The sequence below is a fragment of the Candidatus Zymogenus saltonus genome, from assembly GCA_016929395.1.
In the GTDB taxonomy this organism is placed as follows: domain Bacteria; phylum Desulfobacterota; class Zymogenia; order Zymogenales; family Zymogenaceae; genus Zymogenus; species Zymogenus saltonus.
In genome coordinates, this window is record JAFGIX010000033.1 from 16,761 (window position 1) to 42,092 (window position 25,332).

The 25,332-nt window shown below is 51.4% G+C and carries 21 protein-coding genes and 2 tRNA genes; 10 read left to right on the forward strand and 13 right to left on the reverse strand.

Features of this window, described 5'->3' with window-relative positions; all coding sequences use genetic code 11:
* The first annotated feature begins 21 nt into the window (after positions 1-21).
* The 5 genes from JW984_07260 (at position 22) to JW984_07280 (ending at position 3,322) form a co-directional block, all read left to right on the forward strand.
* Positions 22-107 (forward strand) — tRNA-Ser (locus JW984_07260).
* Positions 108-213: 106 nt separating this feature from the next.
* A tRNA-Ser gene (locus JW984_07265) sits at positions 214-307 on the forward strand.
* Positions 308-353: 46 nt separating this feature from the next.
* A complete protein-coding gene (locus JW984_07270; protein ID MBN1572977.1) occupies positions 354-1,634 on the forward strand; it encodes a tetratricopeptide repeat protein in 1,281 nt (426 codons plus the stop codon).
* 21 nt (positions 1,635-1,655) lie between these two features.
* Positions 1,656-2,627 carry a response regulator gene (locus JW984_07275; GenBank protein ID MBN1572978.1) on the forward strand — a complete coding sequence of 324 codons (972 nt, stop codon included), beginning with the start codon at positions 1,656-1,658 and terminating at the stop codon, positions 2,625-2,627.
* 167 nt (positions 2,628-2,794) lie between these two features.
* Positions 2,795-3,322 carry a QueT transporter family protein gene (locus JW984_07280; protein ID MBN1572979.1) on the forward strand — a complete coding sequence of 176 codons (528 nt, stop codon included), beginning with the start codon at positions 2,795-2,797 and terminating at the stop codon, positions 3,320-3,322.
* A gap of 797 nt (positions 3,323-4,119) precedes the next feature.
* On the opposite strand, the gene JW984_07285 is transcribed toward JW984_07280, so the two are convergent.
* Positions 4,120-5,007: a phosphoribosylaminoimidazolesuccinocarboxamide synthase gene (locus tag JW984_07285; protein ID MBN1572980.1), complete on the reverse strand. Its 888-nt coding sequence runs from the start codon at positions 5,005-5,007 to the stop codon at positions 4,120-4,122.
* Positions 5,008-5,321: 314 nt separating this feature from the next.
* Here JW984_07285 and JW984_07290 point away from each other — a divergent pair, with 314 nt between their 5' ends.
* Positions 5,322-5,981 carry a lytic transglycosylase domain-containing protein gene (locus JW984_07290; protein ID MBN1572981.1) on the forward strand — a complete coding sequence of 220 codons (660 nt, stop codon included), beginning with the start codon at positions 5,322-5,324 and terminating at the stop codon, positions 5,979-5,981.
* 96 nt (positions 5,982-6,077) lie between these two features.
* Here the strand turns inward: JW984_07290 and JW984_07295 are convergent, their stop codons facing one another.
* From JW984_07295 to JW984_07305, 3 genes are read right to left on the reverse strand one after another with little or no spacing between them, the layout of a single operon-like run.
* Complete coding sequence (locus tag JW984_07295; GenBank protein MBN1572982.1) at positions 6,078-7,115, reverse strand: AIR synthase family protein; 1,038 nt, start codon at positions 7,113-7,115, stop codon at positions 6,078-6,080.
* 28 nt (positions 7,116-7,143) lie between these two features.
* Positions 7,144-7,803 (reverse strand): HAD family phosphatase, encoded by a 660-nt coding sequence (locus JW984_07300; protein MBN1572983.1) that lies wholly within the window; start codon positions 7,801-7,803, stop codon positions 7,144-7,146.
* Positions 7,775-8,941 (reverse strand): DUF763 domain-containing protein, encoded by a 1,167-nt coding sequence (locus JW984_07305; GenBank protein MBN1572984.1) that lies wholly within the window; start codon positions 8,939-8,941, stop codon positions 7,775-7,777. The genes JW984_07300 and JW984_07305 overlap by 29 nt, the downstream gene beginning before the upstream one ends.
* 151 nt (positions 8,942-9,092) lie before the next feature.
* Here JW984_07305 and hflX point away from each other — a divergent pair, with 151 nt between their 5' ends.
* The 4 genes from hflX to JW984_07325 all read left to right on the forward strand — a co-directional run bounded on the left by hflX (position 9,093) and on the right by JW984_07325 (position 12,993).
* A complete protein-coding gene (gene hflX, locus JW984_07310) occupies positions 9,093-10,802 on the forward strand; it encodes a GTPase HflX (GenBank protein MBN1572985.1) in 1,710 nt (569 codons plus the stop codon).
* Positions 10,803-11,759: an ATP-binding cassette domain-containing protein gene (locus JW984_07315; protein MBN1572986.1), complete on the forward strand. Its 957-nt coding sequence runs from the start codon at positions 10,803-10,805 to the stop codon at positions 11,757-11,759.
* The gene (locus JW984_07320; GenBank protein MBN1572987.1) at positions 11,756-12,562 is read left to right on the forward strand and encodes an ABC transporter permease; all 807 of its coding nucleotides are present in this window, start codon (positions 11,756-11,758) and stop codon (positions 12,560-12,562) included. Before JW984_07315 ends, JW984_07320 begins: the two co-directional genes overlap by 4 nt.
* Before the next feature lie 155 nt (positions 12,563-12,717).
* Positions 12,718-12,993, forward strand: a complete 276-nt coding sequence (locus JW984_07325) for a hypothetical protein (GenBank protein MBN1572988.1) — start codon at positions 12,718-12,720, stop codon at positions 12,991-12,993.
* Here JW984_07325 and JW984_07330 read toward each other — a convergent pair.
* From JW984_07330 to JW984_07370, 9 genes are all read right to left on the reverse strand, one after another.
* Positions 12,973-14,481, reverse strand: coding sequence for an AsmA family protein (locus JW984_07330; GenBank protein ID MBN1572989.1), 1,509 nt, complete (start codon positions 14,479-14,481; stop codon positions 12,973-12,975). The genes JW984_07325 and JW984_07330 overlap by 21 nt on opposite strands.
* A 236-nt stretch (positions 14,482-14,717) precedes the next feature.
* Entirely contained in the window at positions 14,718-15,290 is a 573-nt protein-coding gene (locus tag JW984_07335; GenBank protein MBN1572990.1) for a flavodoxin family protein, read from the reverse strand.
* Positions 15,291-15,354: 64 nt separating this feature from the next.
* A protein-coding gene (gene prfB / locus JW984_07340) for a peptide chain release factor 2 (protein MBN1572991.1) occupies positions 15,355-16,459 on the reverse strand; the annotation gives its coding sequence in 2 pieces (ribosomal slippage) (positions 15,355-16,389 and positions 16,391-16,459; 1,104 coding nt in all).
* Positions 16,460-16,504: 45 nt separating this feature from the next.
* On the reverse strand, positions 16,505-18,118 hold the full coding sequence (gene lnt / locus JW984_07345; protein MBN1572992.1) for an apolipoprotein N-acyltransferase: 1,614 nt from the start codon (positions 18,116-18,118) through the stop codon (positions 16,505-16,507).
* 208 nt (positions 18,119-18,326) lie between these two features.
* On the reverse strand, positions 18,327-18,734 hold the full coding sequence (gene ybeY, locus JW984_07350) for an rRNA maturation RNase YbeY (GenBank protein ID MBN1572993.1): 408 nt from the start codon (positions 18,732-18,734) through the stop codon (positions 18,327-18,329).
* A complete protein-coding gene (locus JW984_07355; GenBank protein MBN1572994.1) occupies positions 18,694-21,174 on the reverse strand; it encodes an HDIG domain-containing protein in 2,481 nt (826 codons plus the stop codon). The genes ybeY and JW984_07355 overlap by 41 nt, the downstream gene beginning before the upstream one ends.
* Positions 21,158-22,144, reverse strand: a complete 987-nt coding sequence (locus JW984_07360; protein MBN1572995.1) for a PhoH family protein — start codon at positions 22,142-22,144, stop codon at positions 21,158-21,160. Before JW984_07360 ends, JW984_07355 begins: the two co-directional genes overlap by 17 nt.
* Positions 22,141-23,289 carry a DUF4388 domain-containing protein gene (locus JW984_07365; GenBank protein ID MBN1572996.1) on the reverse strand — a complete coding sequence of 383 codons (1,149 nt, stop codon included), beginning with the start codon at positions 23,287-23,289 and terminating at the stop codon, positions 22,141-22,143. Before JW984_07365 ends, JW984_07360 begins: the two co-directional genes overlap by 4 nt.
* A gap of 17 nt (positions 23,290-23,306) precedes the next feature.
* Positions 23,307-25,277, reverse strand: coding sequence for a hypothetical protein (locus tag JW984_07370; protein MBN1572997.1), 1,971 nt, complete (start codon positions 25,275-25,277; stop codon positions 23,307-23,309).
* Positions 25,278-25,332 lie beyond the last annotated feature (55 nt).

Consider the following 25,332-nt stretch of genomic DNA (forward strand, 5'->3'; position numbering starts at 1 on the left):
GAATAAAGTCATTATAATTACGGAGGGATGGCCGAGTGGTTTAAGGCGGCGGTCTTGAAAACCGTTGAACGAAAGTTCCGTGGGTTCAAATCCTACTCCCTCCGCCATTTAACCGTCGGGGTCGATGGAAGGGTTGGATAAGAAGAACGTCGTGCTAAAATTTAAGGTTCTGCTCTGTAGCAAATAGTTATTTTCACAGACAAAATCGGATCCGGAGAGATGGCCGAGCTGGCTGAAGGCGCTCGCCTGCTAAGCGAGTGTAGGGGGTAAACCCCTACCGAGGGTTCGAATCCCTCTCTCTCCGCCATAACCCCCCGGGGTCGATTGTAATCTTAATTGGATATTTACTTAAAATGAAAAGAATAACGCCGACAGCGGCCTTAACGGCATTACTCTTCATATTTCTCCTGGGCGCCTTCTCCTGCAGGAAGAGCGTCATGGGCGACGCCAAGACCTATTTCCTGAGCGGCGAGAGATACTACAAGCAGATGATGTATGAAGAGGCGATGGTCGAATACAAAAAGGCTATCGAGGAAAAACCCTCTTTTGCGCCGGCTCATCTCGGGATGGGAAAGTGCCTCTATTCCCTAGGGAGATTCGATGAGGCGATAAAGGAATACAAAAAAGCGATGGACCTCGACCCGAAGAACGGAGAGATAATGGCCGAGGTGGCGCTGGTCTATATAGAGAGGGGACTTGATGAGGAAGGGTTGATGATGCTCGAGAAGGCCAGAGATCTGGATCCCGACAACGTCAAGGTCTATATGTATATGGGCGCATACCACATAAAGGAGAAGGAATACGCAAAGGCCATAGAGGATTTCCTTGCCGCGGCGAGAAAGGACAAGAAGTCGGTCGAACCACTCATTCGCCTGAGCCTCCTTTACAGTCAGGCTGAAAATCCCTCTTATATAAACGGTAACCTCGCTGAAAAGTACGCCTTGAAGGCGATGGAGCTGTCTCCGGAAAACCCCATGGTGCTCGACGCCCTTGCCGCCGCCCATTTCGCCAAGGGGGAATACGACCTTGCCTTAGCAAAGGAGAAGGAGGCGCTAAAACTCTCCCCTGAGAATACGCTCTTGAAGGAGCATCTGGCAAAATACGAATTGACCGTAAAGGGCACAGCCGAGGAGCACAACATCGAGGGGGCGAGGCTCTTGGAAGAGGGAAACTATTCCGCCGCCGCCGAGGAGTTCAAGATGGCCGTGACCTTGGACCCCACTTTTTCGGACGGGTACTACAATCTCGGCAAGGTGTATTCTCAGCTGGGGAACTACCCCGAGGCCGAAGCGAATTACCAGAAGGCGATCGAGCTTTCGCCCGACGACGCCCGTTACCATTATAATCTCGCTATCGTTTACTCAAGGACCAACGAGCTGGAGAAGAGCGAACAGGAATATCTTTATGCGCTGAATATCGATCCATATTACGACAAGGCCTACAACAACCTCGGGGTGCTGTACGTGAAAATGGAGAAATACGAGGAGGCTCTAACTCAATTCAAAAAAGCGTTTGACATCAAGCCGAAGAGTAACTATAAAGTTAATATAGATATGGTCAAAAAAAAGCTGGGAAGTGATGTGGAGACACCGGAATCTCCCGCACCTATGGACAGTGACATTGAACAATTTTAACGGAAGAGACGAGGTATTGTCATGGAAGACTTAGAGGGAAAAGTCCCGCAGATCGAGGGAAATTTTACGGCGCTTTCTCTGGTGAGTCTCATCCAGGGTATCTCCAATAACAGAAAGATGTTGATAACCCTTTACTCCAACGACGGCAGTGATGGAACGCTTTTCTTCGATAACTCGAATATTGTCGGCGCTTTCGTCGGGGATGTCCTGACAGGGAAAAAGGCGTTTTTTAGAATGATAGAATGGGAAGACGCCCGATTTCAGGCATACGATATTGAAGATATCAAAAAAGACCGTTATAATATAAACCTTGATGTTTCACACCTTCTCTTGGAGGGGCTTCGTCAGAAGGATGAGAAAAACAAGCTCAAAGAGAGCGTCCTTCCGATATACAAGATAAAAAAGGCGGAGGGATCGTTTGAGTTGATAGATAAGGAGAAGGAGCTTTGGAACCTCATTCCGCCCGAGGGGATTTTCATCAACACATTGGTCAACAGGACGTCCATGACCGATTGGGAGGCGTACGCCTCTCTTTCCGACATGATGAGAAAGAAGGCCCTCCTCTTCATGAAGATCAAGACGATGGTGATAGATGACAGCGAGTTTATGACCAAGATATTGGAAGATATCTTGAAAAAGATTTACAAGGATATGATGCTCGTGAAGACCTTCCATACGGGGGCGGAGGCGATAAAGGTTATCAACAACCCTGACAAGAAAAACCACCCCGATGTAATCTTCACCGACATAATGATGGAGCAAACGAGCGGAATGGAGGTTATAAAAGCAGCCCGGAGTCAGGATCCGCCGATAGGCATCATCGCCGTAACATCCCTTCAGAGGGAGATAAAAGATATATTGGATGCGGGGGCAAACTACCTCCACAAGAACTGGATTACAAAAGACAACGTCGGCGAGATCATCGAGGATTTGCTCGAGCGGACGATCTGCGGAGAGCTCTCGGTCATCGGCGGCGAGTCGGTCGAGATCTGAATAAGGTAAAGATTTTAAGCCCTAAAAAATATTAGGCATGCATAATAAATTTGGGCGTCCTGAAGGCCTTGCAGGACATCCGTGTCGATGAATCCGGCAAATCTCTTAAAATATCCCATCTTATACTACAGCCGATGACAGTGAAAAAATCCACTCATGTTTCAGATTTGTCCGAAAATCGAGTGGAAAACGCCAATCCGACGGGGGGGCCAAGACGCTCCATACACCCAATAACCGAGATAGCCGTAATCAGCGCCCTCTACGTGGCACTGACCGTTTACGTGTACCCGATAAGCTACGGCCCGATACAGTTTAGGATAAGCGAGGCCGTGGTCATACTCGTTGCAACCAGTCCGTACCTTATAGTCTTCGTCCCGATAGGGTGTTTCATAGCGAACCTCCTCTCACCCTATGCCGGTTTTTGGGACCTGATCTTTATGCCATTGGTGAGCACCGTCGGGGCGATACCGATGGCGGTTTTCGGGAGGAGATACCTTCTCTTCACATCGTGGTTCTATGCGGTCGTTACGGCGGCGGGGGTGGGCTTGATGCTCTCGGTCATTCTCGAAAAGGGGTATATCGTCCTTACCGTGCCCGTCCTCGTAAGCCAGATGATAATCATGACCATCGCCTTTTTCATGCTCAAGGGATATTCCCGTTATCAGAAGCACAGGGAAGGGGGAGCGGTTAAATAGCCGCGCGAAATGCCGGTTCGCCGTTTCTGTAAGGCTCCTGTCCCCACTGGTCTGATGATGATAGGTGAGAAATCGGCGGCGGAGGCCAGTTCGTTCTCTCCGCAGAACATCCATTCACGGCAAAACGGCGTAGACCGGCAAGGTAAAGGATGATGCCGATTCGCTGCTTAAGCAGTCCTTCCAGAAAGGGCGGAGCGTAAGAAGTAGTAAGGCATCTATAGCGGAAGCTCGATCGTTATTCCTGCTGAACCTTAACTTCGGATATAGAGGCGGTGGCTGGTGAACCATTTGCGTCCGAAATTTAAGAAGGCTTTTTATTCACGAAAAAGCAGTGATGGCTGATAAGACATTTACAGTTTGGGTTTGTTCACTGTTTTAGTACCGGCAGGACGGGCGATGCCGCTGAAGCATCAGCGAATGCCAAACCGTTATTTAAGCAAATCTTGATTAAGGGCGGAGCGTAAGAAGTAGTAAAGCATCTATGGCTGGGACGTCTTCGTCATTTCACCAGACCCTCCGTTTCCATAAAAGCTAAAAAGACCGATAAGGGGGCCGCGCCGAATACCTTAATCCAAGGAGGTCTCTCCTCCTCGATTGTCTCTATATTAAATAGTGCTCTCTCGATTGTCGCTCCCTCTCGATCTCTGCTGTCTTAATTGCCGTTCCCTCAATTGGCCCCCATCATCATCACCTTATCAAAAGCGTCGTCACCTCACCAGAATCGCCCCTTCATCAGCATCGCCCCGTTACTAACATTGACCCGTCACAGGCATCGCCCCACCAACATTATCGCCCCATCATATGTCGCTATTGATCTTACGGATCACCTCGAGTATCTTGCGGTACTTGTCCCTCGTTCCCAAAACTATATCATCGGGGAGCTTGGGAGCCGGCGGCGTCTTGTCCCAGTCGGTCGTCTCGAGGAAGTCCCTCACGAACTGCTTGTCGAAGCTGGGTGGAGACTCTCCCACTCTGTAGGAGTCCATCGGCCAGTAGCGGGAAGAGTCGGGCGTCAGCGCCTCGTCTATAAGGATTATCTCTCCGTTAATCAGGCCGAACTCAAACTTGGTGTCCGCCAGGATTATCCCCTCCCTCTCCATCTTGTCGTGGGCAAAGCTGTATATTGAAAGGCTCAGCTCCTCTATCTTGGAAAAGAGGTCCATGCCGATCATGTCTCTCGCCTCATCCTTCGTGATGTTCTCGTCGTGTCCCACCTCCGCCTTGGTCGACGGGGTGAAGATCGGCTCCGGGAGCCTCTGGGCGAGCTTGAGACCCTTCGGTAGCTTCGTCCCTGAGATCATCCCGGTATTTGTGTAGTCCTTGTAGCCGGAGCCGGCGAGGTACCCCCTCGTAATGCACTCCATGTCGATCCGATCCGCCTTTTTGACGTAGACGCTCCTCCCCTTGAAATTCTCCTGGGAGTTGAAGGGGGCTGGGAATTTTTTGATGTCCGTTTCTATTATATGGTTCTCGACGAAGTCGAGCATAGAAAACCAGACGTTTGATATCTCGGTCAGGATTATCCCCTTTTCCGGAATCCCGTCCGTGAAGACTACGTCGAAGGCGGAGAGGCGGTCGGTGGCCACGATAATCAGCTCGTCCCCGAGATCGAATATCTCCCTGACCTTCCCGGAGTAGTCCGGCTTTCGGCCCCCTATCTCAACCTTGGTAATTGTCTTTTTCATAATGTAGAAGATTTTACCAAAGAATTGGATTTTGTCAAAGGATTTATAGATATGAAAAATCTTTAGCCGAACTGTCGTGAAAACTATTTATGAACAAAAGAAAGTGCAAACATTTAAGCTTAATGTGCAATAATTGTAATGCAATAAATGATAATATGTTACAATAAAGTACAAATTGTATGTAAATTATACATTAAATTGCTATAATTCCCTTGACAAACGGCCGATTCGTTGTTATACTATATAAAATTTACAATATGATCTTTCTGAAGTTGAGTTTACTTATGCAAATCGTCAAGAATTTGAAGGGAAAAGTGAGGTGGCTTAAGATCCCATTCTCGGGATTTAAGCGAGGGGCGCTTAAAATGTGCCTTGCCATATTGGCAATAACAGCCTTGGCCCTGCCGGGGCTTTTTTTTAGGCCTGAAAATCCACCAGTCGGACTCGGTGAGATATCGTACAAGATTTTGATCGACCGGAAAAGCGGGGAGGAGATCGACAACTTTGACATCCTCGAATATATACGCTCCTTCGAGACCGGATTGACCGAGGAGGAGGAAAGGGAGCTCGCCTCTCTTATATATTTCGAGTCGATGAAGTACGGCTACGATCCTGAGTTCATCCTCGCCATCATTCAGATAGAGAGCGCCTTCAATCCGACGGCGATCTCCGTTGTGGGGGCGAGGGGGCTCATGCAGATCATGCCGGCGACTGGAAGGGAGATAGCCAGCGAGGTAGATATCGAGTGGGAGGGGACAAAGACCCTCTACGACCCGGAGAAAAACATCAGCATGGGGATGTACTACCTCTTCAAGATGCTCCTGAAATATCGGGATTTGAGGCTCGCACTGGTGGCCTACAACGCCGGCCCCGGTTACGTGGACGGGATGTTGAAGAGGGGAAGAAGGCTCCCCGACAAGTATGTCGACAAGGTCATGGGGGCCTACGAGAAGATAAAGCTTCAGGGACTGTAGTATCTCCAGGAATTGCCGGGCCGGTTGTCTTCGCGGAACACGCCAATGCCCTGGTTTTTCGTGCGGGTGGATTAAGCGCCACCTGATGGGAAATCCTTATCCAAATATCTTTAATATCTCGTCCCTCTCGATGTAGGGGAGGGAGGCGCGGGACAGGCCCGCCGATCCCTTCTCTATGATGTAGACCCTCTCCGCCGAAGGCTTCTCGACGCCGCCGATCACGCTCAAGGGGATACCCTTTTCCCCAAAGGCCGCCTCGAGCCTCTCCCTGTATTCGGGGGCTGCGGTGAAGAGGAGAGCCCCCGAGGAGATCGTGCCGATCGGGTTTATGTCGAAGATTTTGCAGAGTGCCTCCCCCTCGGGGTAGACGGGGATACTGTCCTTTTTCACCGATATGGTCACGTTCGCCGCGATCGCCAGCTCGTTGAGCCCCGCGGCGAGTCCCCCCTCAGTCGGGTCGTGCATAGATGTTATCGGAGCCGCTTCTGCGGCTATCCGGGTGTCCTCGACGACGCTTATCCCGGGCCTCATTAAGAAATTCTTCGCGTCGGCGATTACCTTCGGATCTACCCCCTCCTTCAAGAGCAGCTCTTCCTTCTCCGCGGCGATTATCGCCGTTCCCTCTATCGGTATTCCCTTTGTGAGAAATAAGAGATCCCCGGGCTTCGCGCCTCCGGTGGTTATTAGGAATGCTGGTTCGACCTCACCCATCATGACGCCGCTGATTACGGGGCGGGTGACGGAGTCGGTCACCTCCGTGTGCCCTCCGATGAGGGATATACCAAGGGGCCTCATAGCCTCCTTCACCTGATCGAAGATCCCCCTCACAGAATTTTCGTCGGTCTCCCCCTCCGGCAGGAGGAGGGTCACGAGGAACCACTTCGGGACGGCCCCATGTACGGCTATGTCGTTGGCGTTGACGTTTATGGAGTAGTGGCCGATGTTTTCCGCCGTAAAGGTGATGGGGTCGGTAGTGACGACGAGGCATCTATCGCCCATGTCTATCACCGCCGCGTCCTCGCCGACCCTGGGGCCGAGCCTGACCCTCGGGTCGTCCGAAGAAAATCCCTTCAGTATGGAATCCAGAAGGTCGTATTTGAGCTTACCGCTCGGCAATGATTCGTCTTTCTTCATAAAAAACCGGTGACCTCTCAAAAAACTCTCAATTTATCTCATCCATTAATCTCGTTGCGTCGGCGAGGATTAACTCGGCGCCCGCATCGAGGAGCTCCTCCTCGGTCGAGTGCCCCGTCAGGACGCCCACGGGGATCATGTTTACCCTGATCGCCGACTTGATGTCGATGGGGTGGTCCCCCACCATGAGGCAGCGGGTATCGGCCACACGGAGGGCGTTAAGGGCCTCGATAAGGTGCTGGGGGTCCGGCTTTATCCGCTTCACGCTGTCCCTGGGCAAAAAGAGATCCACCTCCCTTTTAACCTCCGGATAGACCGAGAGGACCGCTTCGGCGCAGTTCCTCGTCACTATGCCTACCTTTATTCCCATTTCCTTAAGCCATAAGATAAGCTCCCTGGTGCCGGGAAAGAGGGAGGCCTCCCTTGCCGAGACGAGCTCCTCGGCCACGACGATCTTAATCGCCGTCTCGTAAAATCTCTTTCCGGCCTCTCCCCCCAGAATGGAGGTGATCTCCTCTATCACCTCTATAAGATAGGTCTCCTTGAGCTTTGAGGCGTCCATCCCGTACTCCCCCGTCAGCTCGTAGACCTTGGTGTATATCGAGGGGAAGTCGATCTTCATCTCCGCCAGCGTTCCGTCGAAGTCGAATATGACTCCCTCAATCCCTTTCAGCTTTGTCCTCTTCACTCTTAAAATTCCTGTGACATCGTTCTTTAAAAGCGTTCTCTAAAAGCGTTCTGTAAAAACGATCCAGCCTTTTCAGTGCATCCATCTTTTCGGTCCTGCCGACCTTCGCCAACTTTGCCGCCCGTCTCAGCGTCTCGATGGATCTGTCGTAGTTCTCCCTGTCGACCGGGTAGGGGTGACCGTCCTTGCCGCCGTGGGCGAAGCTGAATCGGGCGGGATCGGTGAATGACGCCTCGGCTCCGTAGATCACCTCCGCGATCAGCGTAAGGGCCCGGAGCGCCTTCGGCCCCACCCCCTGGGATACCAGCAGCGCCTCGAAGTCCTTGGGCCTTCTCTCGTATGTGGAGAGGAATATCTTGTAGAGCCTCTTCGGATCGATGTCGTCGGCTGTAACCGCGTGGCGCCGGGGAAGCGTAAAGTCGTTGTCTTTTGCCTTACCCTTTATCTTTGTAAGTTCCTTCACGATCGTCTCGGGGCGTTCGACAGCGAGCCTTGCCGCCACCTCCCTTGCGTTTTTCGCCCTGCCGTCGGTCAGGTTTGTGATAATCCCCTCCCTCCTGTCGCAGCATATCGCGGCCTGCGGGTCGGAGACCATGTCGTCAACCGCCTCCCCGAGCCAGTGGTAACGGCGTGCCGTTCTGCACTTCTCGTTCATCCCCTGCTGAACCACGGCCCAGCTCCCGTCCCCCGTGAAGATGAAATTATGGAGGTAGATCTGGTAGCCGTCCATGACGGCGTTGTTGTCGACCTTGGCCGAGAACCGGGAGAGGTATACGAGGTCTTCGGGATCGACTGATATATCCGCGCCGCGGCTTGCTATCTCATCGGGCGTCTTTCTCGACCTAGCCCCTTTCCCGCCGGCGACGTAGAGGTCGAGCTCCCTCTCGATGCCGGAGATTCCACCCTTTACCGCGGCGGTCACCGTTGTGGTGACGCCGCTGGAGTGCCAGTCAAACCCGAGGAGACAGCCGAAGGACTGGAACCAGAAGGGGTCGGACATCCTCCTTAAGACCTCCTTCGAGCCGAAATCGGACACGATGATAATGATAATCTCCCTCGCCAGGCGGATCATTCGATCCATCAGCCACCTGGGCGCCCTGCCGCCGTGGAGGGGGAGGATTGCCGTCCCTCTCTTCATAATTTTAGCGCAAAATTGTTTGTTTATTTCTGATTGTAAGTAACTAGATAATATGTAAATTCTTTAAACGGAGATTCTGTTAGCATTAAATTCACCATCTTATCTACCGATGTCGCAAAAGCCTTGAAAATTTTTAGATAGAGCGTATACTATATCAGGGGGGAGAAAATCGCAAGGGGAAAGAGGCAACCCAACGAAACTTTACGGTAATATCACGGGCCTAAAGGCCAATCAGGTTAGACGACTGGAGAACCTCTACAAGAGGCGGGTGCCGCCGAATGTGGTTGTATCGCCGGAGCTCGCCAGGGCGATGACGGAGCTCTCCCTTGAGACGGGAAGGCAGGTCTGCATCCTGATAGACAGAAGGGGCAACATCGAGTTCGTTATCGTCGGGGACGCCCAGATGGTCGTGATCCCCGACCTATCGAGGCACAGGGCGGGTGGGACGAGGCTTCGGGGGCTCCGCTCCGTACACACCCACCTGAAGGGGGAGGGGCTTACCAGAGACGACCTGGTCGACCTGGCGCTTCTGAGATTTGACCTCATAGGCGCCGTCGAGGTCAAGGATCATGGACTCCCGGGAGACATATTTATCGCCCACCTCATCCCCGAGAACAGCACGGGGGAGGTCTGGGAGAAGCTACCCCCGGAGAGCATTCACAATCTGAATCTCGATTTCACCGAGCTGATAGCGTCCCTTGAGAACGAGTTTATAAGGAGCTTCAGGGCCAAGGAGGTCAAGGCGGGGGAGGGGGCGATCCTCGTCATGTGCCACGACGGCAGGAACGACGACCCGGACGACTGCATGGCGGAGCTTATCGAGCTTTGCAAGAGCTCAGGGCTCTCCGTCCTCGATACCATCATACAGAAAAGAAACGCGCCCGATCCGAAGTGGGTTTTAGGGAAGGGGAGGCTCTCCGACCTCGTCATAAGGGCGATGCAGCTGGGGGCCGACCTCGTCGTCTTCGACGGGGAGCTGAAGCCCGCTCAGATAAGGACGATCACCGACTACACGGAGCTCAAGGTAATAGACCGCACCCAGGTGATACTCGACATCTTCGCAAAGCGGGCTAAGAGCCGGCAGGGGAAGATTCAGGTGGAGCTTGCCCAGCTCAACTACATGCTCCCTAGGCTCATAGAGAAAAACACGGCGATGAGCAGGCTCACCGGCGGGATCGGGGGGAGGGGGCCGGGGGAGACGAAGCTCGAGATCAACCGGCGCCGGGCAAGGGACAGGATAAACAGGCTGGAGAAGGAGCTTGAGGGGATAGGAAGGGACAGAGGTCAGCAGAGGTCTAAGCGGGTCAAGAAGGAGCTTCCCGTCATCTCGATAATCGGCTACACGAACGCCGGCAAGTCCACGCTGCTGAACACCCTTACCAAGAGCAACGTCGATGCGAGGAACATGCTCTTCGCCACCCTCGACCCTTCGAGCAGGAGGCTTAGATTCCCACGGGATATAGAGGTGATTATCACCGACACGGTGGGGTTTATAAGGGAGCTGCCCAAAGAGCTTCTGGCGGCGTTTTCCGCCACCCTGGACGAGCTCAAGGTCGCCGACCTTCTCCTTCACGTGGTGGACTCCTCCGACTCCCACTACATTGCCAGGATCGAGGCGGTGGACGCTATCCTGACCGAGCTTGGGCTCGATGACATCCCCAAGCTCGTTGTCTTCAACAAGATGGACCTTGTCGATCCCGACACCCTTTTAAGCCGCACGAGGGGATATAACGCCGTTACAGCCTCCGCGGTCGATTCATCGACCCTTCTGCCATTAATTGGAAGGATGGAGGGGGAGATGGTAAGGATTATGAAGGGCGGGCGGCGGACCAATATGGACGTCTCTCACGAGGCACATTAGATGATAGAGGTAGACAGGTTAGTAAAGAAATTCGATGAAGTGACCGCCGTAGACGACATATCGTTTGAGGTCAAGGAGGGGGAGTCGTTCGGCTTTTTGGGGCCGAACGGCGCCGGAAAGACCACCACCATAAGGATACTCACCACGCTTATCCTGCCGACGAGCGGAAGGGGAAGGGTTAACGGATACGATATTGCAAAGGAGTCGGACAGGGTCAGGGAGAGCATAGGGATCATCTTTCAGGAGCCGAGCCTGGACGAGCGCCTAACCGCCTACGACAACCTATACTTTCACGCCGCCCTCTACCGGGTGCCGAAGAGGGAAATAAGGCCGAGGATAGAAAAGGCGCTGACGATGGTGGAGCTTAGGAAATTCAAGGACAAGGTTGTAAATACCTTCTCGGGCGGAATGAAGCGCCGCCTCGAGATCGCGAGGGGATTCCTTCACATGCCGAGGGTCCTATTTTTGGACGAGCCGACCCTGGGTCTCGATCCCCAGACGAGGAGGGTGATCTGGGAATATATCCGAAAGCTCAAGGACGACTTCGGTGTGACCCTATTTCTCACGACCCACTACATGGAGGAGGCTGAAGAGTCGGACAGGGTCGGGATCATCCACAAGGGAAAGATAGTCGCGGTCGATTCCCCGGAGAACATGAAAAAGAGTATCGGAAGGGACACGATCGTCCTTTCCAACAGCGACGGCAACGAGAGGGCCGTAAGGGCCCTCGGGTTCGATGTCGTGAGAGCCGGCGACAAGCTCATGATAGGCGTCGACAGCTCCGAGGATGCGCTGAGAAAGATTCTCAATGGAGGGGTATCCCTGGAAAACCTTATGATAAAGAGGCCCACCCTGGAGGATGTCTTCATCGAGATTACCGGAACGGCGATCGCAGACGAGCCGGGAAACTCGATGAGTCTTATCAAGCGGGCGGTGAGAATGAGGAGGATGAAATGAGCGGCCAAGGGAGGATGATGGAAAGGGAGAAAACGGGGGAGGACTGGGGGATTCTCGGGAAATTCCTCTACGGTACGTACATCATCTGGCTGAGGGACATGAAGAGGTTGCTCCGGGACAAGCACCAGTTTTACGGCTCGTTAGCCAGGCCGATCCTATGGCTCTTGATCCTCGGGATGGGGCTGAGGCCTGTCTTCACGGTGACCAGCGGCGTGGACTACATCCAGTACATCTTCCCAGGGATCGTGGTGATGTCCCTTATCTTCTCCGGGATGTGGGCGGGAATATCGGTGATCTGGGACAGGGAGTTCGGTTTCTTGAAGGAGATACTGGTCGCCCCCATCCCCAGAACTTCCATCGTCGCCGGCAAGGTGATGGGGGGCGCGGCCCAGGCCCTTCTCCAGGGATCCATAACTCTTATATTCGCTCCGATAATCGGCCTCAGGTTTGCGCTCATGGACATTTTTTTGATGATCGCCGTAATGCTGATAATCTCGATAGCGCTGGCCTCCCTGGGGATAGTCATCGCCAGCAGGATGCACTCCTACGAGGGATTCGGGACAGTGTCAAATTTCGTCATAATGCCGCTGTTCTTTCTCTCCGGGGCGATATACCCCGTGGAGACCCTGCCCGGGTGGCTTAAGGTTATGGTGAGCCTCAACCCGGTGACGTACGGGGTCGATCTTATGCGGGGCGTCGTCCTGGGGATGAGGAGCTTCCCCCTCGTTGACGATATTACGTACATCGTGGGATTCGGCGTCGCCATGGGGGGGTTGGCGGTGATCCTCTTCAGGAGGCACTGACAGGAATCGCGGGAATCGATATAAGTAGGGACGGTGCAGGGGGTGAAGTGGACTAATGGGATTGAGGTTCCCAATCCTTTTTTTGTTTCACCTTTGGAGAGCCTTAAATAGAAGTCTCAGTCTCAAATTAACCGATTGAACCGGGAGTAACTTTCGTGAGTCTATTTGAAATCTTCATGCTCGTATGCTTCGGCGCGGCGTGGCCGTTTTCTATATACAAATCATACAAATCGAGGTCGAATCTGGGGAAGAGCGTCTTTTTCCTCTTCGTGGTGTTTGCCGGCTACATGTTCGGGACCGTCCACAAGATGCTCTACAACTTCGACCCGGTGATCTACCTCTACATGCTGAATGCGACGATGGTCCTCGCCGATATCGCCCTGTACTTCAGAAACGACTATCTAAGACGTCTATTTAAAGATATTCTCTAATATCGACTTGCCCAGTTCTTTGAGGGCCTTCGAGCCGCCTTCACTTCCCAGTCCAAAAAGCCCTTCGTACTCGATCTTGAACTTCACGTTGTCCAAGGTTCCGGTGACGGTAAAGGGGATCTTGTCGAGCTTTCCCCCCATCCCGATTGAGGAGGTGAGCTTCTCAAAGCTGGAGGTCCTCACGACCTCTTCGCTGGGGTAGATGTTTCCCGAAAAGTCGAGCACGCCGTTAAACCCGAGATAACCCTGGGTCATGGAGTTGTACGATGGCCCTTCGGTCTTGAAGTCATTGGTAAAGAGCTTTCCCGAATCTATGGTATAGCTTCCGCCCATGTAGCTGAAATCGCCCGTGTCCAGCTCCGCCGGGAGCGTGGCGGGCGGGATTTTAAGCGACTTTGCCAACTCCTTCCGGATACTGAAATCGGGCACCGTCCCGTCGGTCACAGAGACGTTGCCCTTCCCTTTAAGGTCGCTGGTAAAGGCCTTCCCCCCTTTTATGGGAAAGGCGAAGTTCCCGTCTAACTTGAGCGTCCCAACGATAAGGTTTTCCTCGTCGGAAATGCTGTTCAAAAGCTCGTGGAACCTGATCCCGCTCGCCCTGATCGAGAGCTCCCCTGATGGACTTTCGGAGGCGTATCTGAAAATCCCCTCTGCGCCGACAATCCCGCCGTAGATCGAAAAGACGAACTCCTTGATAACCGCCTCTCCCCCCCCGACCGAACAGGTAAAATCGACCTTGGATACTCTGGTCTTGTTAAAGGATGCGTTTTCGATTTCTCCCACGATCTTTCCTTCGATCTCTTTAGATTCGAGAGAATTTTTATCTCCCGTAAATACTGTCGGGAGGTTTATCGATGAGACATCGAGGTCAACTCCCGAAAGCTCAACAATCTTTACGGGTTGATGGGTCTTCGCCCCGGACCTTTCGGAGGAGTAGACAAACCGTCCCCCTACGATCTCTATCGACCGTATGGATACACTCCTTATCTTGAAGAGGCTTTTCACACTGTCCCCGGGAGAGGGCGCCGGAGCGATCTCATTGTCGCCGGTCGATGGCGAAAAATCTTTCTCCCCTTCCGGCGCGCCCCGGTCTCGGTCAACCGCGTTTGACTCGGCGATGTTGAGAGTACCGTCCCTGTACTTTACGATGTTGAATTCCGGCCCCTTCAGGACGACCTTTTTTATCCCGAGCTCCCCCTTGAGCAGGCGGATGAGGGATATCCTTGCCGTGATCGAAGATGTGGAGAGTATGTTTTTGTCTTTGATTTTAGGGTCTTTGACCGAGACGTCCTTTGCCTTCAGCCCGACGCCGCCGATTAGGGACAGTGAGAGCTTTCCGATCTCGACCTCTTTTCCTGTCTTCTCCTTTATCTTGCTTATGATCTCGGGGCGGTATCCGTCCATGTCGACAAAAAATGTGACAATGGCCGGAATGACAACGAAGACGAGAACTACAAAAATTACTGCAAGGATAGCAACGATTTTCAATGCTCTCGCCTTTGGTTTTGAGATTTTCATTTTTTTGACTATACAAAAAGTTTGGATACAAAAAACGGGTCGAATAAAAGGGGCGTCTTCTTAAAAGATATTGCTCCTCTCATGCTCCCTTATGCCAATCGGTATCCATACAATATCTTCAATATTTTTAATACTTTATCCCATTTTTCCCTTGACTCTCGACATTGCGCAATATACAGCGGGTGACCCCGACACAATCGAGAGCGTCAGCCCAGCTTCTTCAAAAGCCACGCCATATTCCGGCCGAGATTCTTCATGATCTCCACCCCCTCGGCGTCGCCTTTCACGTCACCCTTTTCAAGGCCGAAACCCATGTTCCAGTAGGACGATCCGGGGACGATCATCTGGGAGATGAGGAAGAAGTGGTTTATGGAGTCGAAGGTGGGAAGGGAGCCCGCCCTCCTTGCGGCCACCACCGCGGCCCCCACCTTCCGTTTGAACATATCGTCGTTCCCCTTGGCGACGTATCCCGCGCGGTCGATCAAAGACTTGATATTTGACGTATAGTTCGAAAAATAAACAGGGGAGCCGATAATGATCCCGTCAGCATTGAGCATTGCATCGATATAGCCGTTCATCTCGTCTTTTGTCATCGAGCAATGCTTGTCCTTGTTGGTTTTACATTTGCGGCAGGCCTGACAATCGATCAGGTTTTTGCCGGCAAGACTGATCAGCTCGGTCTCTATCCCCTTGGCTTTCAGCTCATTCAATACGAGGTCGATCAAGACAGCGGTATTTCCGTCTTTCCTTGGGCTTCCGTTGAAGGCGACTACTTTCATCTCTTTATCTATTCTCCTTTAACCGAGATTGGTATCGGTGCATGATGGCGGTGACGTCCTTAAGTTAATTGCTGGATAGCAGATATGTCTCGATAAACTTGTCTATCTCCCCATCGAGGACCGCGTCGACGTTTCCGACCTCGATCCCCGTCCGGTGATCCTTGACGAGCCTGTAAGGCTGCATGGTGTAGGTCCTGATCTGACTCCCCCAGGAAATATCCTTCTTCTGGCTGTGGAGCTCTTCCTGCTTCTTTCTCTCCTCCTCGAGCCTGTTCTCGTAGAGGCGCGACTTCAATATCTTAAGGGCTATCGCCTTGTTTCTGTGCTGGGACTTTTCGTTGCTGCAGGTGACAACGATGTTTGTGGGGAGATGGGTAATTCTGACGGCGCTGTCGGTCTTGTTGACATGCTGTCCCCCCGCCCCGGAGGCCCTGAAGGTGTCGATCCTCAGGTCGCTCTCGTTTATCTCGATGTCGATGTCGTCATCCACCTGGGGGCTCACGAAGACCGAGGCGAAGGAAGTGTGCCTTCTCTTTCCTGTGTCGAAGGGAGATATGCGAATCAGCCTGTGTACGCCCACCTCCGCCTTTAAGAGACCGTAGGCGTAATCGCCCTCTACGAGAAAGGTTATGTTTTTTATTCCGGCCTCGTCCCCCGGAAGGAGGTCGACGACCTCCAGCTCAAAGTCCCTCGACTCGATCCACCTGCTGTACATCCGAAAGAGCATTTCGGCCCAGTCTTGCGCCTCCGTTCCGCCGGCGCCGGAGTTTATCTGGACTATGGCGGAGTTCCTGTCGTTTTCGCCCGAAAGCATCCGCCTTGTCTCCATCTTGTCGATCTCTCTTTCGAGATTATCGAGCTTCTTTAAGATCTCGTCCGCGGCATCCTTTTCGCCGTCGTCCAGCATCTCGGTTAGGATCGTCAGCTCCTCGAAGTCCTTCTCCAGGCCGGATATCCAGCTCAGCTGATCCTCGACGGCGGTTTTTTCCCGCCCGATCTTTTTGGCCCTCTCCGTGTCGTTCCAGAAGTCGGGCGAGGACATGATCTCTTCAAGCTCGCCGAGACGCCTTTTCAGTGCCTCCGGCTCAAAGAAACCCCCGTAATGTATAAAAACGCTCCTCAAAATCCCTGAGGCTGTCGGTGAAATCCGAAGATAGATCGACTATCATCTCCTCTCCTCCTCAAATAGTGTGAAAATGGATTATACTTTTAGTTTACTTTTTCTTTCTTTTCTTATTCAGCGATCCTCTGATTATACCAGAAATGCCGACCAGAAGGGGGAAAATAAAGGCGAGGGTTACGAGCTGGGCGAAGATGTCGCCGAACCTCGTGTAAAAGGTCAGCCGGTTTCCTATCTTCACCTTATCGGTCACGGCCGTTCTCTTGAAGATGGGAGTCTGGCTTTTTACCCTGCCTATGGTGTCGACAAAGGCTGACACCCCGGTGTTGGCGCACCGGACAAGCGGGATCCTTGTCTCTATCGCCCTGATTCGGGACATCGAAAAATGCTGGTAGGGGGCGCTGGTCTTCCCGAACCAGGCGTCGTTGGTAATGTTGATGAAGAGGACGGCGCCGTCTTTTGCATAATCTCTGGTCATGTAGGGAAAGATCGCCTCGTAACAGACGAGAGATCCCAAGCCGCCGAAGCCGGTCTCAAGGGGCTCTCTCTTCTCACCGGGGAGATAATCCCCAACGCCCTCGACTATCTTGTCAACGAAGAAGAAGAGCCGCTTTAAGGGCACGTATTCCGCAAAGGGGACGAGGTGGGTCTTGTCGTACTTGCCGACCAGTGAGCCTTCGGGATTCAGGAGATAGGCGCTGTTCTGGTATCTGTATTGTTCGCCGATGATCTTGTAGTCGACGGTACCGAAGAATAGGTACGCCTCTGTAATCATCGCCAGCCCCTCCACCCTGGGGCGAAAGTATGGGTGGTCTTTGAAGAAGAAGGGGGTTGCCGTCTCCGACCAGACGATCAGGTCGGGATTTGATTTTTCGGTGGAGAGCGTCAATTCCTCGTAAATCGATACGGTCTCGTCCTGGTAGGCCGGGTTCCACTTTATGTCCTGGCGGATATTTCCTTGGATCAGGGAGACTGTTATCCCCGGTGCAGAAGATGCCCTTTTCGTCTCCCTGTTTATGGCGTAAAGGCCGTAGGCGATGAGGATTGCGACGAGGGAAGCCGAAACGGCGACCTCGGCCCAAGGAAATTTCTTCCTTGCCCCCACTATCTTCAAGAAGACGAGGTATACGGCGGCGTTGACAATAGCTATCGTGAAGGTTACGCCGAAGACGCCGGTGATATCCAAGACCTGTACGACGGGAAGAAAGGGAATCTGGGAGTGGCCGATGAAACACCAGGGGAATCCCGTGAAGAGTGTACCCCTGAGATACTCCAGGGCGGTTAAGGCTATAGGCACCGATACGATTTCGGAGGTGCCGAATCTCTCCCTCGTCCAAGAGACGAAGGCTGAAAAGACGCCGGCGTATATGGAGACGTAAAGCACCAGGAGTACTGTGATGAGAATTCCAAGGTATATCGGGACTCCGCCGTATCTGGAGGCGGGAAGGGCGGTCCAATAGAATACGCCGAGATTTGCGAACAGGCCGAAGACAAATCCCAATATCGAGGCCCTGTACGGCGAGTAGTCCTTTACGGCGAAGAGGAGGGGCACAAGGCAAATCCAGGCCAGAATCGAGATCGAGGGGGCGGGCAGAGACAGGAAAAAGAGGCAGCCCCCGAATCCGGCGAGGATAACGTCTTTTATCCACTTCGGCCTGTCTTCCATCTTTCCTTCAATTTTTACGCTTTTCTTAGCTTTCGGTTTCAAAATGAGCTTCTCCCTGACTCTAAATATAAAAACTGTTTTTTTGCGGGGTGAAACGATTACATAGCCGCTCGGCATGTTTTCAGCGAAGACAATATTTAGGCCTGCCCCCGATGTTTTGTCAAAGCTTTTTTGGCCGTTTAGACACCATCATTCCCTTTATGACATGAACCTGTCGTGTTGAATAACAACAGGGGTTAAAATGACCGTTTTATATATCGTGGATACCTATCAAGGAGAGGAGCCTTGCCTCCTCCTTCAACATGAGCAATTCGTCTTCCGTCGACGCCCCCTCCCTTGGGTCGTGGACGTACCCCAGAAGGTGCAAAAGGCCGTGGACTGTGAGGATGATGATCTCCTCCGTGAGGCCCACCCCCCTTGTCTTCGCCTGACGTTCCGCCGTGTCTACGCTTACCACAATGTCTCCAAGGATATAAGGGGGGAGATCCTTTGTGCCTTCAGTTTGCGGCTCACCCTGCCCGAACGACAAGACGTTTGTAGCCCCTTTCCTGTTGAGATATCGCTCGTTTAAGGAAGATATTGTCTCGTCGTCCGTCAGGAGAATCGAAAGCTCGGCTTTATCTCTTCCCGTTTCTTCGAGGAGGGTTTGCACCTTCAACTCTATTGCTTTTGTCTCCACCTTTTTTTGGTGCCTCTCGCTTTTTATTAGGACCGTCAAACTTCTCGCCCTCCATTTCCGCTTCTTCCCTTTCCCGGTCGATGACCGGCTCGGGATAATCGATCCTCTGGTGAAAGATGCCGTTTAGCACCTGAATAAAGCTCCGGCCGATGGCGTCGAGGTCTTTTAGGGTAAGCTCGCACTGGTCGAGCTGGCCGTCGAGGAAGAGCCTCTCTATTATCGACTGGACCATAGCCGAGACCCTTGCAGGCTTCGGATCGGTAAGCACCTTTGATGCGGCCTCGACGTTGTCGGCAAGGAGCACCAGCCCGGCCTCTCGGGTCTGCGGCTTCGGCCCAGGGTATCTGAAGCTCTTTTCGTCCACAGGATTGCCTTTCCCATCGTCCGACTCCACGGCTCTTTGATAAAAGTAGTTTATCAGGTGTGTTCCGTGGTGCTGCTGTATTACGTTGATGATCTCGTCTCCCAGCTTGTACTTTCTGGCGAGATCCACGCCGTCCTTCACGTGAGAGATCAAGATTAGACTGGACATATGAGGAGACAGCCTGTCGTGGGGATTGTTGTCAATAGTCGTGTTTTCGATGAAGTAGTTCGGCTTTTTTATCTTTCCAATGTCGTGGTAATATGCGCTAACCCTGGCGAGGAGGGGATTGGCATGGATCGCAGTTGCACCCGCCTCCGCGAGGTTTCCTACAATGATGCTGTGATGGTAGGTCCCCGGGGAGCGAATGACCATGTCCTTCAACAGGGGATGGTCGAGGTTGGAGAGCTCCACGAGCTTGATGTCCGTGGTGTATCCGAAGAGGAGCTCCACAAGGGGGGTAAACCCGAGGACAAGGACAGATGCGATTATAGCCCCGAAAAATCCGAAAAGACTGAAGGCCAGGGCGGAGAAGACGGTTCCAGGATTGGTGCTGATGCTGGAGAGCACATCGGTGTAAAGGAGCTTAATCTTGCTTACGTTGAGCAAAAAGATCAGCAGGATGTTGACAAGCCCTACGACAAAACCCGCATATACGAGGGTGGAGCGCTGTTTTGTCTTCGCCACCAAGTGGGCCCCGAGCAGCGAACCGATAAAGAGATACGACATGAATAGGACATCATCGCCCAATATTATGCCGGAGAATATGCTCGATATGATCGCATATATTATCGCCGACTCGGAGTTCAGGACTATCCTTACCAGCATGGCCCCGGCGATTACGGGGATGGCGAATTTGTATGCAGATTGCGGAATGCTTTCGTATCTGTCGCCAAGGGCGTCGGCCATGAACAATCCGAATTTTGTAATTATCAGAAATACCAGAATGGTAATGCAGTAGAATATCAAGTCTTTGTTTGACGACTTGAATTTGCTGATATTTTTCGATGCGAAGATGAAGGATACGTAGATCAGAATCGAGATGAGCGTGAGAATTCCAAGAAAAACAAGAAATAGGTTGTAATCCTTTTGGGATTCGGCGATTCCGTTTAAGATCGTCAGATGATTCTTGTCTATTCGGTATCCGTCCTCGATTATCATCTGCCCCTTTTCGATCTTGATCGTTATTGGCTTTACGTTTTTCGCCGCAAGCTCTTTTCGCCTGTCTGTCTCGGTGAGATTATATGTAACGTTCGGCTTGATCAGGAGCTTTGATATCTCCATGGCTGGCTTGACGACCCTTATGGAGATGTCCGGAGACAATGACTTGGCCCTGCTGTCTATGACGCCTCTCGCCGTCTCTATGTCGATTACCTTGTCGAGGTTCAGGAGGAGCGTCTCGTTCTTGGTCTGGCTGTTGATGAGGATGACCCCTTTTCGTCTCACCTCCGCAGATATGGTGTCGTACGATCCGGCTATATAGAGGCCCGAAAGGCTTTCGAGGAGCAGCTTCATACTGTTTTCAATCTGTTGTTTAAAATTCTGCTTTTTCAGCTCCTCGAAGGTGGTGTCCGGGAGCTTCACGTCGAGGAGGTCAAAAAACGCCCCGCGATTTTCGTCATAGATGAGATTTCTCTCCTTTTCGTTTGTTCCCTTGGCCGATACCTCCCGCATCAGGTCAAAGGCCGATTCTATCCTGTCGAAGAGGGAGACAAGCGCGGTTCCATCGAGGTCAAATACTGATGGGATTGCGTTGACCGCCTCCGTACGCGCTCTCTCCGTGGTCTCCTTGTCCACAATAATGTAATCCTTCGAGGCCTTGATGTCTTTGGGGGCGTAGTCGCCCACCTTGTATTCTATTGTCGGGAACCGGGTCTCGGGCGCCATAATCAGGGCCAGTATGATGACGAAGGCGACAAACAACAGGATACGCTGGATTCTTGGATTCCTGTAGGTCTCGAGGTCTATGACATAGGCCAAGGGCCTCATGAATCTGACGGAGTTTAGTCCCTTCATCAAATCCCAGTAGGCGCCGCTTATTTTATCTAATATTTTCATTTGATTCCAAGTCTTTGTCGAGCTTTTCGTAGGCCTTTATTATCTCCCTCACAAGCCGATGACGGACTACGTCTTTCTCGTTGAAGTAACAAAAGTCGATCCCTTCGATGTCGCTTAATATCTTTTTTGCCTCCACGAGTCCCGAGATCTTTCCGGGGGGGAGGTCTATCTGGGTGATGTCACCCGTTATGACGGTCTTGGAGTTGAATCCGAGCCTTGTCAGAAACATCTTCATCTGCTCGCTGGTTGTGTTCTGGGCCTCGTCAAGCACTATGAACGAGTCATTCAAGGTTCTTCCCCTCATGAAGGCGAGGGGGGCGACCTCGATAATCCCCTTGTGAACGAGGCGCTGGGCCTGTTCGAAGTCCATCATGTCGTGCAGGGCATCGTAGAGGGGTCTCAGGTAGGGATTAATTTTTTCGTAGATGTCCCCGGGGAGAAAGCCCAGCTTCTCTCCGGCCTCCACCGCGGGTCTCGTAAGTATTACCCTGTTGACTTTTCCCCTTGTTATAAGATCCATCGCCATTGCCATGGCGAGGTACGTTTTGCCCGTTCCGGCGGGGCCGATTCCAAAGACAATATCAAACTGCCTTATGGAATCGATATACTTCTTTTGAGCAAGGCTCTTGGGCGTTATGCTCCTCTTTTTCGATGAGATATAGACCGTGTCGAGAAATATCTCCTTGAGGTTGACCTTTCTGTTTGCCTTGAGAATCCTCAGCGCAAAGTCGATGTCGGGCGAGTAGACCGGATACCCCTTCTTTAAAAGATCGTAAAGCTGAATGAGAAGATTCTCACTGATTTCCACCTCATCCTTATCCCCGGTTATGGTAACCGTTGCGCCCCGTGCCGATATCTTTGTGCCGGTGTCTTCTTCGATGATTGTAAGGTGGGAGTTGTGCTCGCCGAAGAGGCTGCGGACAAGATTGTTGTCTTCAAAATCAATTTTTGTGGTACTGTCCAAGCTTATTCTCTAATATTTAGCTTATATTTTTTCCCAAGTGGCTGGTATTCAAATCTCTCGGCGACATCATCCCTTGTGTTGTTCAGATAACCGCTTCCCTTCAGCTCATTCAGATCATCGGGATAACGTCCATGTATCAAGTAGAAGGCAGAGAGGGCGGATTTTACGTTGGCCGTTTCCATTGACCGCTGTGAATTTTCAAAGTCGATCTTGCTTGCATTCGAGATGGTGAAGTTTGATACTATTCTCGGGTAAGAGACCGCAAGTATCAAAAAAAGGGAAAACACGATTCCTCCGAAAACAACATAGAAAGATAGATTGGTGGTTTCTTTCTCGGAGGGTGTTGTTACCTTCTCCTCCTCAATTTCAAAAGCGATGTCTATCAGGGTCTTGTCCATCAGCGACGCCAGGGCCTTGGTCGTCTCAAATTCTCCGAACCTGCTGACGTTGATAAGGTCCCTGACGGTCATGGTTTCGTTCACGAGGTCAAAGACCTTCCTCTCTTCCGCCGACATGACCATTTTACCCTTTAAAGGCTTATCGTCCTCGTAGAAAAGGTCATCATTCGAGTCTTCGGAGTCCGTCGTCTTCCAGAATTTTATTTCTTCCTCGGCCCCCGGCATCTTTTCAAAGACGAGGTTATAGGAATAAATCTTTTCCTTTATCTCCGGCCACTCGTCGGTCATCCTAAGGCTGTCCATTAGAAAATGCTCGGTGTTGATCAGCTCAAAGGCCCTTTTGTCGTAGTTTATAAGGCGCTGCTGGAAATTGTACGTCCCGCTCTTCAGGTTCAAAAGCTTGAAGATTGTCTCGTGGGTTTGAAGCTTAAGGACATGTCGCAGATCGTTAATGGTTATAATACCCGATTCGATGAGAATGTCCCCTAATTTCTTTAACGTCTCCTTCTGGATCTCAAGGGCGTTTCTCAGCTGTGACTTGCTCACCATTTTTGCCGTTAGAAGCATCTCGCCGAGAAATTCGTCGATGTGCTTCCGTTTTGAATTTGCCGATATTATCATTCCGCTGTCAAAAAGGACCTCGATTTCCGTCCCCTTATCGATAATATTCAAAACGCCGCTCTTCTGCTGTTGGTATAAAAGCTGGAGGATGTCCACAACCGAGAAGTCCTTTATGTCACCATGGAGTGCCACTTTATAAAGCTCCTTGTCTAAATAGTGGAGATTTCGGACTTAAAGAAATCACGCTGTGCAATAATATATACGATGACTAAAAAGAACAAATAGACATATAGATTGTGTATCAGAGGAAATCCGAGTGATGATGCGGGATAGACGATTGTCCCGTTTATGGTAAAAATCTGAACGAGCAAAAATATGTAAAGCGTAAAAAAGATGAATCCCTTTGCGGTCTTGCCTCGATAGATGTTTCCAAATCCCGGAATTAAAATATTTACAATCCTGATAATATAACTGCGGCGGGTGGTGACTCTGTCAACGGTCATCCTGAGTCTGGTCTTGGTTTTCGGGTCCACACCCTCGCGCCTGATGAAGAGGGAAAAGCACCTGTTACAGGCGTCTCTCTTTTCCATGTGGCTGTGGGATTTCAAGAAGAAGGGTTTCCCGCAGAATTTGCATGCCTTGGAAAATATGTATCTCTTATTAAGTGTGCCTATTACAAACAGGATAACGGCGGCCAGGATTCCAACCACGGGGGCGCTCCTCAGGGTAGTACCTTTCATCATGTTCTTCCACAGTTTGTTTGCCAAATCCTTGTTGTCCGTGGAGTTTATCACCCGTTCCCAGAGGACCGAATCGGATATGTCTTCGTCCATGACGACCCTGTTGATCAGGGCCAGATAATCCGGCTCTATCGCACTTATGTCTATCTCGATTTCGGCAAATTTAGATATGCGATCATGAGAAAGCTCCAGGGCCTTCTCGTGGTACTTGTCCGCCTCGTCCTGATCGAACTTTATCATGTAGTACTTGAATAGATTGTAATTGGGCGCTACAAGGTTCGGGTTGTTTGATGTCGACTTCTTATACAGCTCGAACGCTCCCTCGTAATCTTTTTGTATGAATTTTATGTTGCCGAGATTGTTCAGGGCCTCGGCATAATTTTCGTCTATGTCCAAGGTTTCATTGTAGTAGTAGAGGGCGTCGCTCAGGTATCCGGTCTTCTTGTTCAGGAGCCCGAGGGTAAAGAGGGCGTACTTGTCCTCGAAGTTCTCTTCCACCCAGCTTTTGAGCTTCCTTTCGGCATCCCAGGTATACATGTCGTTTTTTATCTGGACTATCTCATCGGTGGCTTTTATGTGGGTGGAGAGCATCATCGTTGCGGTGTATTCGAGGGCCACGGGGGCGATAAGCAGAAAAATGTAAAAGACAACGGCGATCTTCTTTTCGGTGCCCGTATAATAAACGAAAAAGAATAAGTTTAAAAAGAAGAGGATCCATATAAAGCCGAGGTCAAGGGTGGAAATAAAGATCAGAAAAAGGAGGATCAACACGGAAAAAAGCATGGGATGTATCTCCCATCCCGATTTTTCCTTGAGGTCGTTTGACAACAGCGGTATATACTTTGCCGCGAGGGTGACGGCAAACAGCATAAACAGTATAAGGATGAAAAACTCCAGACCGATAAGGAGATTGCCAAGAAGCGCCGTATATGTGGCAATGTCGGATACGGCGTCCTGGACGCCCTTTACATAGTGATCTGTGATCTCAAACAACTTGTTTAACGGATTGTGTCTCCAGAGAAACGAGGCCTTGTAGAAGTGTATCCTCGCAATATCCGGAGAGAGTCTGATGGACTCGTCGATCAATCTCAGGGCCGTTTTTAAATCAGCCTCGTTTTCCATCATCCTGGACAGCGTGAGGAGGGAGTAGGAGTAGTACGAGACGTTTTTGTCGCCGTAGTTCAGCTTGGTGTTGTACAGCTCGTCGAGAAAGTAAAAGGCGTCTATCTTGCTCCCCTCTGCCAGCGATGTGAGGAAGCGAAACCAATTCTGATCGTAGCCCTTGAACTCGTCCCTGATGAAAAAGAACGAGGGTGTGCCCAGGATGTCCAGGTCGCTGATCGTGGTTTTGCTTTCATCGGCGGCTAAAGAGGGGGTCAAGACGAAGATAAAAATAAAAAGAAAAATCGCCGATTTTGCCAATGGTCTAAAAAAGCCCACTGTCCTCTCCAAAAAAAATATATTTCATATTTGTATTAATCTATCATTAATTTTG

What these genes read in the sequence shown, in the direction of transcription:
- JW984_07275 (MBN1572978.1), top strand. Translation starts at nt 1,656, where the DNA reads ATGGAAGACTTAGAGGGAAAAGTCCCGCAGATCGAGGGAAATTTTACG.
- JW984_07335 (MBN1572990.1), bottom strand. Translation starts at nt 15,290, where the DNA reads ATGAAAGTAGTCGCCTTCAACGGAAGCCCAAGGAAAGACGGAAATACC.
- JW984_07295 (MBN1572982.1), bottom strand. Translation starts at nt 7,115, where the DNA reads ATGAAGAAAGACGAATCATTGCCGAGCGGTAAGCTCAAATACGACCTT.
- JW984_07285 (MBN1572980.1), bottom strand. Translation starts at nt 5,007, where the DNA reads ATGAAAAAGACAATTACCAAGGTTGAGATAGGGGGCCGAAAGCCGGAC.
- JW984_07320 (MBN1572987.1), top strand. Translation starts at nt 11,756, where the DNA reads ATGAGCGGCCAAGGGAGGATGATGGAAAGGGAGAAAACGGGGGAGGAC.
- JW984_07305 (MBN1572984.1), bottom strand. Translation starts at nt 8,941, where the DNA reads ATGAAGAGAGGGACGGCAATCCTCCCCCTCCACGGCGGCAGGGCGCCC.
- JW984_07355 (MBN1572994.1), bottom strand. Translation starts at nt 21,174, where the DNA reads ATGAAAATATTAGATAAAATAAGCGGCGCCTACTGGGATTTGATGAAG.
- JW984_07270 (MBN1572977.1), top strand. Translation starts at nt 354, where the DNA reads ATGAAAAGAATAACGCCGACAGCGGCCTTAACGGCATTACTCTTCATA.
- JW984_07315 (MBN1572986.1), top strand. Translation starts at nt 10,803, where the DNA reads ATGATAGAGGTAGACAGGTTAGTAAAGAAATTCGATGAAGTGACCGCC.